At 68.9% G+C, this 17,371-nt stretch carries 23 protein-coding genes; 6 read left to right on the plus strand and 17 right to left on the minus strand.

What is annotated here, in order from left to right:
- Positions 1–28 precede the first annotated feature (28 nt).
- From ASD13_RS05265 to ASD13_RS05300, 8 genes are all read right to left on the minus strand, one after another.
- Positions 29–643, minus strand: coding sequence for a hypothetical protein (locus ASD13_RS05265; protein WP_055866412.1), 615 nt, complete (start codon positions 641–643; stop codon positions 29–31).
- Positions 640–1,224 (minus strand): DUF6286 domain-containing protein, encoded by a 585-nt coding sequence (locus ASD13_RS05270; RefSeq protein ID WP_055866414.1) that lies wholly within the window; start codon positions 1,222–1,224, stop codon positions 640–642. The genes ASD13_RS05265 and ASD13_RS05270 overlap by 4 nt, the downstream gene beginning before the upstream one ends.
- Positions 1,221–1,616, minus strand: coding sequence for a hypothetical protein (locus ASD13_RS05275; RefSeq protein WP_055866416.1), 396 nt, complete (start codon positions 1,614–1,616; stop codon positions 1,221–1,223). The genes ASD13_RS05270 and ASD13_RS05275 overlap by 4 nt, the downstream gene beginning before the upstream one ends.
- A complete protein-coding gene (locus ASD13_RS05280) occupies positions 1,616–1,804 on the minus strand; it encodes a DUF2273 domain-containing protein (protein WP_055866419.1) in 189 nt (62 codons plus the stop codon). Before ASD13_RS05280 ends, ASD13_RS05275 begins: the two co-directional genes overlap by 1 nt.
- Positions 1,801–2,316, minus strand: coding sequence for an Asp23/Gls24 family envelope stress response protein (locus ASD13_RS05285; protein WP_055866421.1), 516 nt, complete (start codon positions 2,314–2,316; stop codon positions 1,801–1,803). Before ASD13_RS05285 ends, ASD13_RS05280 begins: the two co-directional genes overlap by 4 nt.
- Positions 2,317–2,468: 152 nt before the next feature.
- Complete coding sequence (locus tag ASD13_RS05290; RefSeq protein ID WP_055866423.1) at positions 2,469–3,104, minus strand: DUF1684 domain-containing protein; 636 nt, start codon at positions 3,102–3,104, stop codon at positions 2,469–2,471.
- 36 nt (positions 3,105–3,140) lie between these two features.
- Positions 3,141–3,950 carry a sugar nucleotide-binding protein gene (locus ASD13_RS05295; RefSeq protein WP_055866937.1) on the minus strand — a complete coding sequence of 270 codons (810 nt, stop codon included), beginning with the start codon at positions 3,948–3,950 and terminating at the stop codon, positions 3,141–3,143.
- Between the two features lie 16 nt (positions 3,951–3,966).
- Entirely contained in the window at positions 3,967–4,428 is a 462-nt protein-coding gene (locus ASD13_RS05300; RefSeq protein WP_055866426.1) for a MarR family winged helix-turn-helix transcriptional regulator, read from the minus strand.
- Between the two features lie 115 nt (positions 4,429–4,543).
- Here ASD13_RS05300 and ASD13_RS05305 point away from each other — a divergent pair, with 115 nt between their 5' ends.
- Entirely contained in the window at positions 4,544–5,746 is a 1,203-nt protein-coding gene (locus ASD13_RS05305; RefSeq protein WP_055866429.1) for an MFS transporter, read from the plus strand.
- A 64-nt stretch (positions 5,747–5,810) separates the two neighbouring features.
- On the opposite strand, the gene ASD13_RS05310 is transcribed toward ASD13_RS05305, so the two are convergent.
- Entirely contained in the window at positions 5,811–6,461 is a 651-nt protein-coding gene (locus ASD13_RS05310; RefSeq protein WP_017829708.1) for an MIP/aquaporin family protein, read from the minus strand.
- A gap of 253 nt (positions 6,462–6,714) precedes the next feature.
- Here ASD13_RS05310 and ASD13_RS05315 point away from each other — a divergent pair, with 253 nt between their 5' ends.
- Both ASD13_RS05315 and ASD13_RS05320 read left to right on the plus strand, forming a co-directional pair.
- Entirely contained in the window at positions 6,715–8,100 is a 1,386-nt protein-coding gene (locus ASD13_RS05315; protein WP_055866431.1) for an APC family permease, read from the plus strand.
- The gene (locus tag ASD13_RS05320; RefSeq protein WP_055866433.1) at positions 8,087–8,302 is read left to right on the plus strand and encodes a hypothetical protein; all 216 of its coding nucleotides are present in this window, start codon (positions 8,087–8,089) and stop codon (positions 8,300–8,302) included. Before ASD13_RS05315 ends, ASD13_RS05320 begins: the two co-directional genes overlap by 14 nt.
- Before the next feature lie 181 nt (positions 8,303–8,483).
- Here ASD13_RS05320 and ASD13_RS05325 read toward each other — a convergent pair whose 3' ends face one another.
- From ASD13_RS05325 to ASD13_RS05335, 3 genes are all read right to left on the minus strand, one after another.
- The gene (locus tag ASD13_RS05325; RefSeq protein WP_055866436.1) at positions 8,484–9,395 is read right to left on the minus strand and encodes an Ig domain-containing protein; all 912 of its coding nucleotides are present in this window, start codon (positions 9,393–9,395) and stop codon (positions 8,484–8,486) included.
- A gap of 27 nt (positions 9,396–9,422) precedes the next feature.
- Positions 9,423–10,748, minus strand: a complete 1,326-nt coding sequence (locus ASD13_RS05330) for an RNA polymerase sigma factor (RefSeq protein WP_055866438.1) — start codon at positions 10,746–10,748, stop codon at positions 9,423–9,425.
- A gap of 175 nt (positions 10,749–10,923) precedes the next feature.
- Entirely contained in the window at positions 10,924–11,529 is a 606-nt protein-coding gene (locus ASD13_RS05335) for a flavin reductase family protein (RefSeq protein WP_055866440.1), read from the minus strand.
- 66 nt (positions 11,530–11,595) lie between these two features.
- Between ASD13_RS05335 and ASD13_RS05340 the strand changes: the two genes are divergently transcribed.
- The 3 genes from ASD13_RS05340 to ASD13_RS05350 are packed head-to-tail and all read left to right on the plus strand — an operon-like array spanning position 11,596 to position 13,054.
- Positions 11,596–12,300: an ArsR/SmtB family transcription factor gene (locus tag ASD13_RS05340; RefSeq protein ID WP_055866442.1), complete on the plus strand. Its 705-nt coding sequence runs from the start codon at positions 11,596–11,598 to the stop codon at positions 12,298–12,300.
- A gap of 51 nt (positions 12,301–12,351) precedes the next feature.
- A complete protein-coding gene (locus ASD13_RS05345; protein WP_055866444.1) occupies positions 12,352–12,726 on the plus strand; it encodes a DUF4304 domain-containing protein in 375 nt (124 codons plus the stop codon).
- A 4-nt stretch (positions 12,727–12,730) separates the two neighbouring features.
- Complete coding sequence (locus ASD13_RS05350; RefSeq protein ID WP_127483196.1) at positions 12,731–13,054, plus strand: hypothetical protein; 324 nt, start codon at positions 12,731–12,733, stop codon at positions 13,052–13,054.
- A gap of 29 nt (positions 13,055–13,083) precedes the next feature.
- Here the strand turns inward: ASD13_RS05350 and ASD13_RS05355 are convergent, their stop codons facing one another.
- The 5 genes from ASD13_RS05355 to ASD13_RS05375 form a co-directional block, all read right to left on the minus strand.
- Entirely contained in the window at positions 13,084–13,671 is a 588-nt protein-coding gene (locus ASD13_RS05355; RefSeq protein WP_055866449.1) for a cysteine hydrolase family protein, read from the minus strand.
- 136 nt (positions 13,672–13,807) lie between these two features.
- Positions 13,808–14,575, minus strand: a complete 768-nt coding sequence (locus ASD13_RS05360) for an SDR family NAD(P)-dependent oxidoreductase (RefSeq protein WP_055866452.1) — start codon at positions 14,573–14,575, stop codon at positions 13,808–13,810.
- Positions 14,572–15,186 (minus strand): nucleoside/nucleotide kinase family protein, encoded by a 615-nt coding sequence (locus ASD13_RS05365; protein ID WP_055866457.1) that lies wholly within the window; start codon positions 15,184–15,186, stop codon positions 14,572–14,574. Before ASD13_RS05365 ends, ASD13_RS05360 begins: the two co-directional genes overlap by 4 nt.
- A gap of 94 nt (positions 15,187–15,280) precedes the next feature.
- Complete coding sequence (locus ASD13_RS05370; protein ID WP_055866459.1) at positions 15,281–16,288, minus strand: sugar ABC transporter substrate-binding protein; 1,008 nt, start codon at positions 16,286–16,288, stop codon at positions 15,281–15,283.
- A gap of 51 nt (positions 16,289–16,339) precedes the next feature.
- Positions 16,340–17,371 (minus strand): ABC transporter permease, encoded by a 1,032-nt coding sequence (locus ASD13_RS05375; RefSeq protein ID WP_017829716.1) that lies wholly within the window; start codon positions 17,369–17,371, stop codon positions 16,340–16,342.

A 17,371-nucleotide genomic window follows, 5' to 3' on the forward strand; every position in this document is an offset into this window, starting at 1 on the left:
TTCTGCGGAGGTGGGGCGACCCGCGCGCTCAGGAGAGTCGACGCTGGTCGTGCGCGAGGCGGGCCCGAAGGCTCGTGTGGACCGAGACGAACGTCTCGGTGTCGCGGCCGGTCAGGACCGCGAGGTTGGCGAGCAGTCGGTCGACATGGTCGACGAGCTCGCGCGGATCGGTGTTCTGCCGCGGGGTGACCGACACGTGCAGCACCGGCCGGCGGCGCACGTCGTTGGCCGTGACCTGCGCCGAGAGGACCTCGTCCCGAGTGGTGAGGGAGTTCTTCACCGCATCCGAGACGAACGATTCGTTGACGGTCACGCGGCCCAGAGGGTTCTGTGCTCCCGTCGAGCGGAGCACGGTCTTCGAGCGGCGACCCGCGATGCTCGTGAGCGCGAGGATCAGCAGGACGATGACGACCACGATCGCCACGACAGCGCCGATGCCGATCCATGACAGGCCGCCACCGGCGATCGCGGTCGCGGCGATCGCCTGGTCGAGCCAGGACTGCGCGTCCTCGCCACCTGCGGCCCAGATGTCCGACGCCGTCGGCCAGCTCATGATGGCGATGCCGAGGGCGCCGAGCCCGAGGAACAGCACCCCGATGATCAGGAGCAGGGTGCGATTCAACGCACGATTGGTGTTGTTCACAGTTCGTCCTCCTTCTCGGCGGGTCGCTCGATGCGCACCCGGGTGCGGACCCGGTGGGCCAGCCGGTAGGTCTGCAGCTCCGCCTCGGCGGCCGAGGCCACGTCGGCCTTGTCGAGCGGGATGCCGATGCCGGGGCGCACGGTCACGTCGACGGTGCGATGACCGACGCCGACGGTGATGCTGTCGCGGGCGAGGCCGGTCTCCTCTGCGAGGTGCTGGGCCAGCGCGCTGGCGATCACACCGTTGTCCACGACCACGGCCCGTCCGCCCCCGTCCAGGACATGCTTCGAGAGCCGCCCCGGGGTGATGGCCAGCACGATGAAGATCACGCCGATGAGGGCGAGGACGACGCTGCCGGCGATCACGAGCCCGGCGGGCTGCGCGGTGGGAAGCCCGATGAGCCACCCTCCGGCTGCGGCCGGACCGAGCAGGAGCGCGGGCTGCGCGGCGAGGCTCAACACGATCTCGAGCCCGATGTATGCGAGGGCCAGGATGAGCAGGATCACCGCGACGAACATCGCGACGGTCCGCGGCGAGTGCGTCTCGCGCCGGATGACGCGGCGCAGAACCGGGGTGCTCATTGCACTCGTCTCCTTTCCGGGATGGTGGCACCGGTGACGGTGAGGTTGATGCGGATGACGTTGCGTCCGAGGATCGCGCTCAGGTGCTGCTGCAACTGCTCCTGCAGATCCCGCGCCCGCTCGAGAACAGGCACGGTCTGAGCGATCGCGGCCGTGTCATCCAGGCGGGGGACGGGAAGAGGCGCGGCGATGCGCACCGTGATCCCCCTGGGGTGCTCCGCGACATCGACCTTCACGTCGCTGCGAGGCACCCCGATCAATGTCGCGGACGCCTTCTCGGTGACCGTGCGATAGACACGCTCCTTCACCTCGACGCGACCGCGGAGGGCGGCCCCGCCGGCGGCGACTCCCGAGAGAGCGTCGCCGCCGGCGATGTGCTGGTCGGCACGCATCAGGAGGTGCGCCGCCCGGTGAAGACGTCTGCGAGACCGCGGACGTCGAGCTTGCCGGAGGCGGTTCGGCCCACGAGCGCCCCGATGCCCGCGAACACGGCCATGAGGAGGAACCCCCAGAACCCGAACAGCAGGGCAGCGAGGGCCAGCAGAGCGCCGATCAGGGCGCCGACCGTTGTGGCGCTCATGAGACGCGCGACTCCTCGTCGTCGCTGTCGTCGCCGGGCACGTGCACGTCGTTGACCTCGACGTTGACCTCGACGACCTCGAGGCCGACCAGGCGGCTGATCGCACCGGCGACAGCAGCACGGACGTTGTTCGCGACGTCCTGGATGGGTGCCGGGTACTCGACGACGATGGTCAGGTCGGCTGCGGCCTGCGTGTCGCCGACCTCGACCTTGACGCCCTGAGCGAGGTCGGTGGCGTTGATGACGTCGCGGATGGCGCCGAAGGCGCGGGCTCCGCCGCCGCCGAGCGCGTAGACGCCGGGGACCTCACGCGCGGCGATGCCGGCGACCTTGGCCACCACGCCGTCGGCGATGGTCGTCTTACCCGCGGCGTTCTCGTCGGCGGGGACGCGCGAAGCGGAGAATCCGCTCGACCGGTCGACGCGCGACGCGGAGGCGCCGGCAGCCTTCGGAGCAGCCTGAGCGAGCTCCTTCTCGGCCGGAGCGGGGGTGTTCTGGTCCTGGTTTGCCATGAGGTGTCCCATCTCGATCTGAAGACCGGTCGCGGGTCCCGTGTGAGACTCCCGCCGGGAGCGAAACGCTCGCTCGGAGATAGGACGTGCGCGCACGTCGATTCGTCACAAAGTCGTTCCGGATCCGTGCGGGAGCCCGGAAGACCAGGCGCTCAGGCGCTCCCGACCCCGTACATCTCCCCGACCGGGACGGCGGTCGTGAGCACGTTCCCCGGTTGCGCGAGTGGGCAGGCCCACGCAGGGTCGTAGGCGCACGAGGGGTTGTAGGCGAAGTTGAAGTCGAGCACGATCGTGCCGCGCCGGGCGTCGGATCCGAGGTCGGCGCCCTTGACCGTGTCGATCAGGTAGCGTCCGCCGCCGTAGGTTCCGCCGGGGTGGCCGGCCAGCGCATCACGCACCGGGATGAAGAGACCGCCGCCGTAGGAGGCCAGCCGCCAGACGTCGAGCGATCCGGCATCCGGGATCTCCACACGGCCGATCCGCTCGAACGGGACGATGCCGTCGGTGCCGGTCGCGAACTCGAAGCCGCCGGGATCTGCGGGGAGGATCGGCAGTTCGAAGCGCCACTGCGGGTCGTACGAGGAGATCGGGAGCCCCTCGAACAGCGCCCTGTCCTCGGGCAGCAACGGAGTGGCCGGGTGGTGGAGCATCAGGTCGTCCCGCTCGATCCGCCAGAGTTCGTGCGCCTCCTCCGGGGAGTCCGCGATCCGCACGGCGTCGTACAGGGCGAAGACCCGACGCCGCCAGTCGACGACCTCCATGGCGGTGCGCGCAGCTGTGCTCGTCATGGCCCCAGGCTACGCGGCGCTGCCGACGACGGCGCCTCAGCTCGCGGTGGGGCCCGCGATCATCTCGGCGTATCCCTCGCGATAGGTCGGATACTCGAGGGTGCCGAGCAGCGACCGCAGCAACGACCCGTCGTACACGAAGCCGCCCGGGTCCGCAGAGCCGATGTCGGGGGGCACATCGACACCGAGCTCGCGCGCGATGAACCCGACGACCTCTCCCAGCGGTGCCGGGCTCTCGTCGACGGCGTGCACGAGCCGCGGAGGGGCGGGTGTCCGCAGCAGCAGTTCGAGGGTGCGCACCAGGTCGGTCTCGTGGATGCGGTTCGTACGCCGCGCGTGTTCGACCGCCGCACCTTCGCGCACCTTCCGCAGCAGGAAGTCGCGGCCGGGTCCGTAGATACCGGCCGGCCTCACGACGACCGCATCGAAGATCTCGACGGCCGCCCGCTCGCCGTCGCGCAGTCCTCGCGAGCGCGCGCTCGTCGGTTCCGGATCGTCCTGCTCGGTGATCGGCCGCGCGGCCCCTGGACCGTCGAACACCCCGGTCGACGACACGAACACGGTGCGGGCCGGGATCGCGGGCAGAGACTCGGCGAGATGCGTCAACGCCGTGCGGTAGGCCGACACGCCCTCACCGGGCGGAAGCGTGACGACCATCGCGTCGACCGCCGGAAGTCGCGAGGCGAGCGGCGCCGCAAGGTCGGCGCGGATCCCGGTCACGCCGGCCGGCGGCTCGGCGTCGCTCCTACGCAGCGCGAACACCTCGCCGCGCTCGAGGATCAGCGGTGCGAGGCGTGCGGCGATCTTGCCGGAGCCGACGAGGAGCGTGCGGGAGGGGGTGGTCATCGCGGAGCCGTCGGGATCAGCCTGCGGCGAGCGCGGGCAGAGCGACACCGTGCAGTGCCTCGACGACGGGGGCCAGTTCCGGCTGCGCCGCCGCGTCTTCGAGCACCCGCTCGAGGGCGGCGTCATGGATCGGTCGCGCTTGTTCGTAGAGCTCGCGACCTGCGGGAGTGAGCTCGGTGTAGATGCCGCGACGGTCATCGGCACACAGGATGCGTGTGAGGAGACCGCGGTCCTCGAGGCGGTTGACCAGGCGGGTCGTGGCGCTGGGGCTCAGGGCCGCCGCACGCGCGAGCTGCTGCATGCGCATGTGCCATCCGTCCTGCCTGTCGAGCGCGTCGAGCACGGTGTACTCGACGACCGAGAGCGATGCCGCCTCTCCCAGGCTGCGCTCGAGCGCGGTCTCGATCAGGCCGTGCAGGGCGGCGAGCGTCCGCCAGCCCTGCGCACGCACCTCGACCGCGTCGTCACCGATACCCATGGACATCCTCCGAGATAGTTGCTTGCGCCAGATACTTGCGTGTGCAATCATTAACGTTCGATGCGCAATATGCGGCGTCTGCAAGTATCCCCACCAATCTATCAGGAGAATCGTCATGCCTCCAGGACTGATCGCCCTCGCCATCGGGGCGTTCGGCATCGGACTCACCGAGTTCGTCATCATGGGCCTGCTGCCCGAAGTCGCCCACGACTTCGGCGTCACCGAGTCGGCAGCCGGCTGGCTCATCTCCGGCTACGCGCTGGCGGTGGTGGTCGGCGCACTCGTGCTCACCGCCGCGGCCACCCGGCTGCCCAAGAAGCCCGTGCTGCTCGGGCTCATCGTGCTGTTCATCATCGGCAACGCCCTCACCGCTCTCGCCGACGACTACGGCGTCGCGATGCTCGGCCGCATCATCGCCGCCCTCTGCCATGGTGCGTTCTTCGGCATCGGGTCGGTCGTCGCCGCCGGCCTCGTCGCCCCGGAGAAGAAGGCCGGCGCGATCGCGATCATGTTCACCGGCCTCACCGCCGCGAACGTCTTCGGTGTGCCGTTCGGCACCTTCCTCGGTCAGGAGCTGGGCTGGCGCTCGACCTTCTGGGCGATCTCCGGCATCGGCGTGCTGGCCTTCCTCGGCATCGCCCTCCTCGTCCCGCGCCTTCCTCGCCCCACCACCCAGGTGAGCCTCCGCGGTGAGCTCGCCGCCTTCCGCTCCGGACAGGTGTGGTTCTCGCTCGTCGTCACGATCCTCGCGTTCGGCGGGATGTTCGGCGCCTTCACCTACATCGCCTACACGCTCACCGAGGTGAGCGGCTTCGCCACCTCCGCCGTGCCGTGGCTGCTCGTGCTGTTCGGCGCCGGCCTCGTGCTCGGCAACTGGCTGGGCGGACGCCTCGCCGATCGCGCGATCGACCGCACCCTGGTCATCTTCATCGCCGCTCTCGTGATCGTCCTCGTGCTCTTCGCCGCATCGGCGCAGTCCGGCGTGGCCACGATCGTCGCCCTGTTCCTCATGGGCGGCTTCGGCTTCGGCACGGTCCCGGGTCTGCAGAGCCGCGTCATGCAGTACGCGGGCGGCGCGCCCACCCTCGCCTCCGGTGCGAACATCGGGGCGTTCAACATCGGCAACGCGCTCGGCGCCTGGGCGGGCGGAGTCGGCATCTCCGCCGGTCTCGGCTACACCTCGCCGATCTGGATGGGGGCCATCCTCACCGGCGTCGCACTCGTCGTGATGGTCGTCGCCGCGGCCCGCGCCAGAGTCCGCGCCGCGGATGCCCGGGATGCGGAGCCGACCCCCACCGCATCGGTGCCGGTCGGCTGACGCTTCCGCACGCAGAAGCGCCGCACCCTCCGAGGAGGATGCGGCGCTTCGGGCATGCGGAGGACTACTCCGCTGCGGCGATCTTCTTGGCGTCGTCCGTGTTGAGCACCCGGAACAGGATCGCCGCGATCACGGCTCCGACGACGGGGGCGACGAGGTAAAGCCACAGCGAGCTCCAGGCGAAGTGACCGCTGACCGAGAGGCCGAGCGCGACGGCCGGGTTGAAGCCGCCACCCGAGATCGAGCCGACGGTCGCCGCGCCCACGAACACGGTCGCACCGATGGCGAGACCATAGAACGAGTTGCCCGCGGTGTCCTTCGACGTGGCGGTGTTGAGCACGACCCACACGAGGATCAGCGTGAAGAGCGCCTCGACGAGGAACGCAGGGCCGACCTCGACGATCATGGCCTTCTCGCCGACGGGCCACACGGACATGCTGACGAGCGCGGCCAGTGCGCCACCGACGAACTGGGCGATGAGGTAGGAGATGAAGTCGGCGACGCTGAGGCCGCCGCGCAGGAACACGCCGACCGAGACGGCCGGGTTGAGGTGTGCACCCGAGATGTGGCCCGTCGAGAACACGAGCACCATCAGGGTGAAGCCGATCGCGAGCGGAGTCAGCGGGCTGCCGCTGTTCACTGCCGCGATGATCGCGAGGACGAAGAGGAAGGTGGCGAGCGCCTCTGCGAGCGCCTTGCGTGCCGTACCGGTCATGAGAGTGCCCTTTGTGTCGGAGATTCGAGAGAGAGGAAGCCCGTCCTGCCCGCATACTCCGGTCGACCGAGCCTCTTGCGGCACTGACGCTATCGCCGGATCCCGCGGAATTCCGGGAGCCGCGCGGACTTTCTGTGAATTCGCTGAGCCTGGAAACGGACGACGATCCGCGAGCGGTCGGTCAGCGAGGAGGCCACGGCGCCGGGATGTCAACCCCGTGGCCGCTCTCGCCTCTCCCCCGTAGCTTTCGAGGATGACGACCGAGACCGCGCCCGCCGCCGAGACCTCGACCCGGCTGCGGAGGGCGATCACCGGGCCTCTCCTGTTCGCCTTCATCCTGGGAGACGTGCTGGGCGCCGGCATCTACGCGCTGATGGGCGTGCTCTCCGAGAAGGTCGGCGGGATGCTGTGGGCACCCCTGCTCCTGGCACTGCTTCTCGCGATGCTCACCGCGGGCTCGTATGCCGAGCTCGTCACCAAATACCCTCGCGCCGGTGGAGCAGCGGTCTTCGCCGAGCGCGCCTTCCACAGCCCGCTGGTGTCGTTCCTGGTCGGGTTCAGCATGCTCGCGGCGGGCGTCACGAGCGCGGCCGGATTGGCCATCGCGTTCGCGGGCGACTACCTGGGCACATTCCTCGACCTGCCGACGATCCCGGTCGCCATCGCGTTCCTCGCCCTCGTCGGCCTCCTGAACGCCCGCGGCATCCGGGAATCCATGGGAGCAAATCTCGTGATGACGGCGATCGAGCTCAGCGGCCTCGTCATCGTCGTCGCCGTGGTCGCGATCTTCGTCGGCGGCGGTGGCGGTGACCTCTCCCGTGTCACCGAGGCGCCGGAGGGCACGAACGCTGCGATCGCGGTGCTGTCGGGCGCCGTCATCGCCTACTACTCGTTCGTCGGGTTCGAGACCTCCGCGAACATGATCGAAGAGGTGAAGGATCCGCGCCGCACGTACCCCCGCGCCCTCTTCGGCGCACTGTTCACCGCCGGAGCGGTCTACGTGCTGGTCGGGTTGGCGAGCGCGATCGCGCTCCCGCCCGCAGCACTGCAGGAGTCGAGCGGACCCCTGCTCGCCGTCGTGGAGGCCACCGGCGTCAGCATCCCCTCCTGGCTGTTCAGCCTCATCGCGCTCGTCGCCGTCGCCAACGGCGCACTGCTGACGATGATCATGGTCAGCCGCCTGACCTACGGCATGGCCGAGCAGAACCTCCTGCCCGCCACCCTCGGCCGCGTGCTCCCGAAGAGGAGGACCCCCTGGGTCGCGATCCTCACCACCACCCTCGTGGCGATGGGCCTGACCCTCGTCGGGGATCTGGCAACGCTCGCCGAGACCGTCGTGCTGCTGCTTCTGGTCGTCTTCCTCAGCGTCAACGTGTCCGTGCTGGTGCTGCGTCGGGACCGCGTCGAGAACGATCACTTCCGCGTGTGGACCTTCGTCCCCGTGCTCGGCATCGGCTCCTGCATCCTGCTGCTGACCCAGCAGCGTCCGGCCGTCTGGCTCTTCGGCGGGATCCTGCTCGCCGTCGGCGGTGTGCTCTACCTGCTCGCGCTCTGGGGCAGGAAGCACGCCGAGAAGAGGAACGACGCTTCCGGCGGCGACACCGTCGGCAACCCGAAGGAGAACCATGAGCACGCCTGAGCACGCATCCGACGAAGAGATGACGAGCGCGCAGAAGCGACACGACCAGTTGACGGCGGCGCCGGAGGCCACCGAGGCCGATGCCGCGCCCCGCATCGAGGTCAGTGAGCACGACGGGAACACCCGCATCGACATCGCCCCGGAGGCGCCTGTGCGTCCGGGACCCGGCCCGGGAATGCCCGAGGCCGATTCCGAGGACTGACGCATCCGGTCGGGCTCGGGCCGAGCCGGAAGGAGGTAGGGGCGGCACGTGGGGGTGTGCCGCCCCTGTTGGGGAGGTGCTGTGCACCAGGTGACGGGGAGGTGTCACCGAGCCCGGGGAGGACTCATCTAGAACAACGGATATCCGGGCGGAATCTGTCGGCGCGTGCAGCGCCGACGCGTCACACCCGTCGACGGCTCCTGGTGAAGAGCAGATAGCCGCTGCCGGCGACGATCAGGAGCGCTCCGGCCCCGGCCGCGTACGCCGCGAACGCAGCGGTGCCGCCGGTGACGGCGAGCGAGGCGCTGCCGCCGGACGTGCTTCCTCCGCGAGGCGGGCCGGTCGGGTCGGTCGGATCGATCGGATCGGTCGTCGGGATCACCGTCCGCTCACGGATCACGACCACGTACTCCTGGGTGTCGGTCCCGTACTGATTCGTCGCCGTCACCGTGAAGGTGAACGTGCCCGCGGTCGTCGGGGTGCCCGTGAGCGCTCCCGTGGCCGGATCCAGGACGAGCCCCGGGGGCAGCGAGCCCGCGGTGACCGCGAGCGTGATCGGCCCCGGCCCCGTCGCCTCGACCGTCGAGGTGTAGGCGGTCCCGACCGTTCCGTCCGGGAGGGAGGGGGTGACGATGACCGGCGGTTCGAGGTACGTGAACCCGCCGGGGTAGGTCGTCGCGGACTGATACGGCGTGGCGGTGGTCCCCGCGATCAGGCCCGTGCGGACGACGACGTCGACGGGACCGTGAACGTGCGGCGGGGTCACGACGCTGATCGGGCACCCCGACGCGTCGAGGTCGGTGCCGGGGATGCCGTCGAAGGTGACCTCGGTCACCCCGAAGCTGAGCGCGAGCCCCGGCCGCATCCGCCCCTCGCTCGCGTAACTGCCGAGCTGCGCGGGACCGGAGATGCTGCCCCAGGTCGGACGCATCCCTCCCCAGCTGTAGAGACGACCGTCCGAACCCAGCGCGAACGACGCCTGCAGCCCGATCTCGACATCCGTGGCGATGAAACCGGCAGGGATGTCGCTGGTGTCGACCTTGACGGGCGCCGCCGCGTCGACGACCGAGTTGATGCCGAGGCCTGCGGGCATGTCGCCCGCGGAAGGAATCTGTCGGTGTCAGCCGACCGTCGCCGTGACGGTCTGCGTCTCGGAACGCACCTGCCCCTCGGCGACACCGCTGACCGCGTGGTCCCCGCGATGCCCGGCCAGCAGGAGCCGGTATCCGCCGGCCTCATCAGGGCGGGAGTCGACGAGGGCGAAGGTGACGCGGGAGGTCGCATCCCCCCGGCAGATGGCACCCGTCGAGGAGGGCGAGCAGTCCCACGCCTCGGGAGTGCTCAGAACGCTCAGTCCGGGCGGAAGAAGGAGCTCGACCACGACGTCCTCAGTGTCTCCCAGCCGCAGGTCCACGTCGATCTCGGCGCGCTCGGCCGGGAGCGCTCGTGAGGTGACGGCGAGTTGGAGCCCGCCGATCGGCCCTCCCGAGAGGATGTTCTGCACCGCGGGAAGAGCCAGCGCGATCAGGAGCACCCCCACCACGACCGAGGCGATCGCCATGATCTGCGGCACCAGGGAGATCCGTCGCACGCCGGAGAGCCGTCGGGCCGCCGACGGTGGCGCGGTCGGCCTCCCCCGCGGGCGAACATCGGCCTCGGCAGAACCGGACGGGCTGAGCACGCTCCCGGCGACGAGGAGCGCGACCGTGCCGAGCGCGGAGGTGAGGGCGCCGAACCGGCTCCAGGCGGCCCTGCACCGATCGCACGTGCGGATGTGCGCCATGCCGCGCGATCCAGGGACATCCTCCATCTGCACCGCGACCGCCTCCGGGAGGTCGCCGGCGGCGCGACGGCAGTCCGCTGGCGCGTCTTCTTCGAGGATCACCCGCAGCGTCGCCCGGCGCAGGCTGAGTTTGGCGCGTCGCAGCAGGGACGAGATCGCCGGCGCCCGCCGCGCCAGTTCCCCCTCGAGGTCTCCCGGCTTGCGCCCATCGACGACGACGGCTTTCAGCACCAGCTGCTGATCCGGCGGGAGGGACTGCAGAGCGGCGGCGACATACGCGTACTCGCGGTGAAGATCGGTGCGCCTGGTCGAGTCGAAGTGCGGCTGGAGCTCCTCATCGGCATCGAGGATGCCGCCGACGCGGGAGCGCGGTGAACGGTACTCGTCGATCAGACGGTTCCTCATCGCTCGCGAGAGATAGGCGTTGGGGTTCGAGGTCGGCCCCCTGCCCTCGGCCCACAGCGCGAGGAGGGCGGTGATGGCGTCCGCGGCGAGGTCGTCGGGATCGAGCACGCCTTTGGAGATCCGTCGCGCTATCGACAACAGGTACGGGAGATTCTCGGCGAGGTACGCCCCGGCCGCACCACGGTCCCCCGCGTTCGCCTCTCGGGCCCGTCGATCATCGACGTCACGCCGATCGACCTGGTCCGTTGCTTCGCCCATTGCCCACTCCCCTGAGTGCGCCCCCCTCCGCTACTGATGAGATTACGCGATGGCACGCGGCGCATCTCCCCGCGGCAACGCCCCTTCCCGACAACGAGCATCGCGACGGAATCTGTCGGTGGGCGACGACGTCGCGCCTGATCCACGGCCCGTCTCACGCTCCGATCCGAACCGTTCACTGCTCCGCTCTGAAGTTGACCCCGAGCCGCTCGCCTTGCGAGAAGTAGTGCCGGAAGGTGTAGTACATCGGCTTCCAGGCATCCACGTCGACGTGCGAGGTTCCCGGCACGGCGAGCGCCTGATGCACGTGCGTGCGCAGGACCTTCGCGTGGACGATGGTGGCGCCTTCTTCCTCATCCAGTGGTGTCATGTTCGTGACGAGAGCTTCCATCTGAACGGGGCATTCGGCGATCCGTGGGGGCAGTACAGACTCACTCCCCCGTGGAGTGAACCCGCCGAGGGTCCACTTGTCCGGCTCATGCCTGTACTTTTCCCGCTTGTGCGACGGGACTTCAGCAGCCCCCGTCGTCTCGGCGATCCTCTCTATGGATTCCCACAGCCGAGCGTCGGGCAGGTTGATCACCAGCTCGCCGTTCTCGCGCAGATTGCACATCGCCTGGCTCGCATCGCTCAGTCCGAGGACGTAGGTATCATCCAAAGCCCAGGCCGAGGAGATGGGCGTGATGTTCGCTGTTTCATCGCCGGGCTTCACCGTGGTGAGCAGGGCCACGGGAGTGCCGAAGTAGAACACTGAGGGTTCGATCGCCAGAGTCGAGTGCATGAGGTCCAGTCTGGGTCGGGGACTGTTCGGGCTGTGACGAACTGTCCCCGCGATAAAATTCTCGGCATGGAGGGGACGAGCAGCCCGGAGTTGGCAGCAACCGCCGCTGTCTTCGCCAGCGAAGCTCGCGCGTCGATGCTGCTGCTCATGCTCGATGGAAGGGCGTGGACGCTCACTGAACTGTCCAAGACCGCCAGCATCGCTCGGTCGTCGGCGAGCGAGCACGCCGACAAGCTGCTCGACGTTGGTCTCGTCGAAGAAGTGCGGCAGGGACGACACCGCTACCTCCGGCTCGCTGGTGCCCAAGCCGCTGATTTGATCGAGTCACTCGCAGCATTCACCGGTCGCGTCCGACCCGCCAGGCAGTCACTCGACGCCCAACATCGTGACCGCGCCATGAGGGAGGCCCGCACCTGCTACCGCCATCTCGCGGGCAGACTCGGCGTCGCACTCACCGACGGCATGCGCGCACAGGGCTTCATCGAGTCCGACTTCTCGTTCACCCCGCCGGGACGAGCCTGGTTGGCGTCTCTCGGGATCGACCTGCCGAAGCATCCGAGGCGCACGCTTGCTCGTCCGTGCCTCGATTGGACGGAACGACGCGAGCACCTGGCCGGGCTCGCCGCAGACATGCTGCTCGCGACGCTCAGAGAGAATGCGTGGATCGAGATCGTTCCATCCAGCACTCGCGCCGTGCGTCTCACCGCAGCGGGACGGGAAGGTCTCGCGGATCTGCTTCTGGCAGACCCGTCCGACGACGATCTCGGCTAGGGTCAGCCACTATCGCCATGTCGACCCGAGACACACCCCGAGGAAGCCCCCATGCCACACGTCACCGCTCAATCGCGTTACGACGAGCTTCTGACCGGGTTCGTGGCCCCCGCGCTTCGTGAACACGGCTGGCGCGGCTCCCGTGGTCGCTTCACACGACGCAGTGAGGACATCAGCGAGAAGATCGAATTTCAGAAGTCGCGGGCGAGCAGTGCGCAGACCGTTCTCTTCAGAATCAATCGTTATCGCACGTGCAATGCCACGAACGAGCCCATCCCGCAGGATGACGCGCCCGTCGAAGACCGGTGGCTGATGATCTCGGTGGCCGACGGCTTCGACCCGGAACCCGTCGTCGAGCAGGTGCTCGAGGGTCTCCGGGGCTTGGGTGCACTGACCTCGGCCGATGAGCCGGGCAGGGCAGAGTGACCCCGTGAGTCGAGGCTCCGAAGAGCACGGCGGGATGCCTGCGGCGCAGCAGCACCGCAAAGCCGACCAGCGCGTGATGAGATGGGTGGGCCTGCCCGTCTTCGCTGTGCTGGCGGCCTTCTTCACGTATGCGGCCGTGCACGAGGGCGTCGCTGCAGGCTGGGACCTCGGGATGCGTATCGTCGTCGGCCGCTACACCGGGCCGCTGTGGCTGCATCTGGCGTGGACCTGTGGCTTGAGCATCGCAATGACGGCGGGGCTGGCATGGTCCGTGTGGAGCGTGACCCGCCCTCGTCGCACGAGACGGCGCGGAGGTGCGCTCCCCTGACGCTCGAAGAGAGTGTTCAGCAGCGAGGCCTAGGGGAGACCGGGCGCCCGGACCGCTCCGATCCGTTCGCTCGTGCTCGCGATGGTCGCGAATCCCCGGGCCGCCAGGATGCTCTCCGTACGGCGCATGATGTCCTCCCCCGACACGGCGGCCAGCCCGCCGTGCGCGGGGATCGCCGAGGTCGTAGTCGCATCGGTGACGAACTCCACCTCGTAGCCGAGGTCGGCGGCGACGCGGGCCGTCGTCTCGCAGCACTGCTCGGTGCGGATGCCGCAGATCACGACGCGACGCACCCCCGCCCCCTGCAACCTGTCATGGAGGTTCGTCGAGCCGAACGAGTTGATCGTTGTCTTGGTGAGGGCTGCTTCGGATTCGCGCGGGTCGAGGTCCTCGATCACACGCACGAAGCCCGATGCGGGGTCGAACACACCCCCGCTCCCCGGCTCGGAGTGCGTGATCCACACGACCGGGTCGCCGGCCTCTCGCGCGTGGGCGACGAGGAGCGCGATGTTGTCGATCACGGCAGGATTCGCCGTGGCCGCCCAGTCGTCGACACGCCGGCGGAAGGACTCCTGCGCATCGATGACGAGCAGGGCGGTGTCGGAAGAAGACGTCATGCGCTCATCGTGCCCGCCCTCGCGGACGCGGACAAGACCGCACACTGCCGACGACCGCAGGGATCCGGACAGACGGGCTGGACGGGAGGAGCGGACGCCACCGAGGATTCATCCCCGGCGGCGTCCGCCGTGCCGCTCAGAACAGCGTGTAGCCGCCGTCGACGACCAGCACGGTGCCCGACATGAAGCTCGCGGCGTCCGAGGCGAGGAACACGATCGAGGGGCTCACCTCGTCCGGCGTCGCATAGCGCTGCTGCGCGGAGTCCTCGATCCAGAAGCGACGGTACTTGGGCTCGTCGACCGGCGACATGGCGGTCTTGATGTACCCGGGGGCCACGGCATTCACGCGGACGCCGGACGGCGCCCACTCCGCCGCGAGCGACTTGGTGAGGTGGTGCACGGCGGCCTTGGACGCGTTGTACGCCGGCTGGAACTGCGGCCGGTTGACGATCTGCGCCGAGATGGAGCCGACGTTGACGATCGAGCCCGAGCCACGTGCGACCATGTGTCCGCCGACTGCCTGCGACATGCGCCACAGCGCCGTGAGGTTGGTGTCGATGACGTGCGACCACTCGTCGTCCGTCACCTCGAGCGCGGGACGGTGGATGCACGCGCCGGCGTTGTTGATGAGGATGTCGAGGTGCCCGGCCGCACCGATGGCCTCGGCGGCGATGCGGTCGACCGAGGCGCGATCGGTGAGGTCCCCGAGCACGATCCACGCGCGGCGTCCGCGCGCCTCGATCTCGGCGGCGACCTCCTTGGCCGCCTCCTCGTCACGGCCGTGCACGACGATGTCGGCTCCGGCTTCGGCGAGGGCCCGCGCGAACTCGCGACCCAGCCCTCGGGTGGCACCGGTCACGAGTGCCGTGCGGTCGGTGAGGGCGAATGCTTCCATGACGCTCATGCGTCTTCTCCTTCGGTCAGGGTGATGATGGCGTCGGCCCGGTGGCGGGTGGCGCGGATGAGGACGGCGTTGGGGCCGTCGACGTCGGAGGCCCACCGCACGGCGTCGTCGTGCGTGCGGCCGAACGACTCGTGGCGGGCGACGAGCCGGCGCAGCCGGAGATCCTCCGGCACGTCGATGTACCAGACCTCGTCGAGCAGTGGGCGGATCCGCTCCCACCCATCGGCGTCGTGGAGCAGGTAATTGCCCTCGACGACGATCAGGCGGTCGGCGGCGGAGAGGGACAGGGCACCCGCGACGGCGGCATCGATCTCGCGGTCGAAGCGAGGCGCCACCACGTCGCGCCCCGCCCGCAGGCGACCGAGCTGGGCGGCGAAGCCGTCGACGTCGAACGTCGCCGGCGCCCCCTTCCGGTCGCGCAGGCCGAGCCGATCCAGGTGCTCGTTGGCGTAGTGGAACCCGTCCATGGGGAACGCGGGTTCGCCGAGTGCCTCGGCGAGGGTGGACTTGCCGGCGCCGGGCGGACCGACGATCCCCAGCAGGAAAGGACGCCCGTCCTGGGCGAGCCGCCGCGCGCGGTCACGGGCGTCGGCGAGAGCAAGAGCGAGCATCGCGGGATCTGCCTTCCAGGAGGTGTGCGGGCAGACGTCGGGGGAACGGGCGGGCGCCCGCTCCCCCGACGTCGGTGTCACCGCTCGGGCGACGTCACTTGTCGAGGAGTCCGGCTTCCTTGTACAGGTCGATGTACTCCTGGACGTTGTCCTTCGTGATCAGCGGGTTGCCGATGTCGACGTTCACCTCGTCCTCCGCGCCCGTGAGCAGGTCGTGCACGGCCTTCAGGTTGAGCTGGGCCAGTTCGCGGGCGTTCTGGAGCGAGGTCGCGGTCATCGTGCCGGCCTCGATCAGGAGCACGGCCTCGGGGGTGCCGTCGACGCCGTAGGCGAGGATGCCGTCGAAGCCGCCCTTGCCCTTCACAGCCTCGAGCGCACCCGACGCCATGTTGTCGTTCATCGAGATGATCGCGTCGACGTCGGGGTTGGCCAGCGACCAGTCCTCCATGAGCGTCATGGCCTCATCCTTGTTCCAGTTCGCGATGTCCTCCGCGACGATCTTCACGTCGGGACGCTTCTCGAAGAACTCCGCCTCCCACGCTTCGCGGCGTGCGGTGCTGTGGAAGTTGCCGGCGGGGCCGTTGAGCACGACCACGTTCGCGTTCTCCGGAATCTCCTCCAGCGCGAGCTGCGCGACGACGGCGCCCTGCTTGTACGGGTCGGCGTCGACCGAGTTGCCGCCGGTGAGTCCCTCCACGCGCGGGTTGGTGGTGATGGTCACGATGCCCGCGTCGATCGCCTGCTGGATGTAGGGCAGCTGGGCGTCGGCGTTGTTCGCCTGGATGATGATCGCGTCGAACTTGTTGGCAATCGCGTTCTCGATCATCTTGTTCTCGATCTCGTCGTCGGCCTGGCCGTCGAACACCTCGAGGGTGATGTCGTCGTAGTTGCCGGCCTCCGCCTTCATCTCGTTGGCGAGCCAGGCGGCGAACGAGTCTGCCTGGGCTCGGGCGATGTACGCGACGCGATACTCGTCCTTGTCCTCGGTGGCACCGCCGCCGCCTCCGGTCGGGTTTCCGGTGGTGACGGCGCAGCCGGCGAGACTGATCGCTGCAGCGGCTGCGGCGCCGAGGGCGATGATCCTGCGGGTAAGACTCTTCATTGTCTTCTCCTGTTTTCGTTGGGTGGGTGAAGCGTTGCGGAAAGGGGAGGGTCAGGCTTTCACCCGACCGCCTCCCGGATCGGTCGAGGAGGCCCGGACGGGGAAGGGATCGCCCTTCGCGTCGGACTTGAGGATCGTGGTCTTCGCCTTGCCGCGCTTGCTGAAGACGTCGTAGGCGACGGCGATCACGATGATCGCGCCCATCACGATCTGCTGGATGTACGAGCCGATCCCGATGAGGTTCATGATGTTGCCGAGGATGCCGACGATGAGCGCACCCGCGAGTGTTCCCATCACGGTGCCGACGCCTCCGGAGAAGCTCGTGCCACCGATGATCGGCGCGGTGATCGCCTGCAGCTCGTAGCCGACGCCGGCGTTGGGCAGACCGGCGTTGACGCGCGACATGAAGATCACGCCGGCGATGCCGACCAGGGCGCCGTTGACGAGGAACGCCTGGTATTTCACACGCGCGACCGAGATCCCGGCGGCCCGCGCCGCCTCCTCGTTGCCGCCGACCGCGTACACCGAGCGGCCGTACCTGGTCTGGTTCATCAGGTACCAGATCACGATCGTCACGCCGATGAGCACCAGCACCGGGATCGGCAGCCAGCCGAGGTTGCCCTGTCCGATCAGGACGAAGTCACCGAGCTGGAGCACGTTCTGACCCTGCGTGAGCTCGAGCACCGCGCCGCGGGCCATGAGCATCATGCCGAGGGTGACGATGAACGCCGGGGTCTTCAGCGTCGCGACGAGGAAGGCGTTGACGAGGTTGCAGATCATGCCGATCGCGATGCCGGCGAGGATCGCGAGCAGCAGGTTGCCGCTCGACTTGTAGACCATGACCGACACCACACCCGCGAACGCCATCACGGCGCCGGCGGAGAGGTCGATCATCCCGCCGATGATGAGCGTCATCGCGCCGAACGCGAGGATGGTGATGACCGACACCTGCCGAAGCACGTTGAACAGGTTGTCCGAGCTCAGGAAGTTCGGGCTCAGCAGGCTCGCCGCGACGATGACGATCAACAGGATGATGTAGATCGAGAAGCGGCTCACCTCGAGTCTCTTCAGGTTGGAGAGCAT

It is taken from the genome of Microbacterium sp. Root1433D1, from assembly GCF_001426835.1.
Lineage (GTDB): Bacteria > Actinomycetota > Actinomycetes > Actinomycetales > Microbacteriaceae > Microbacterium > Microbacterium maritypicum.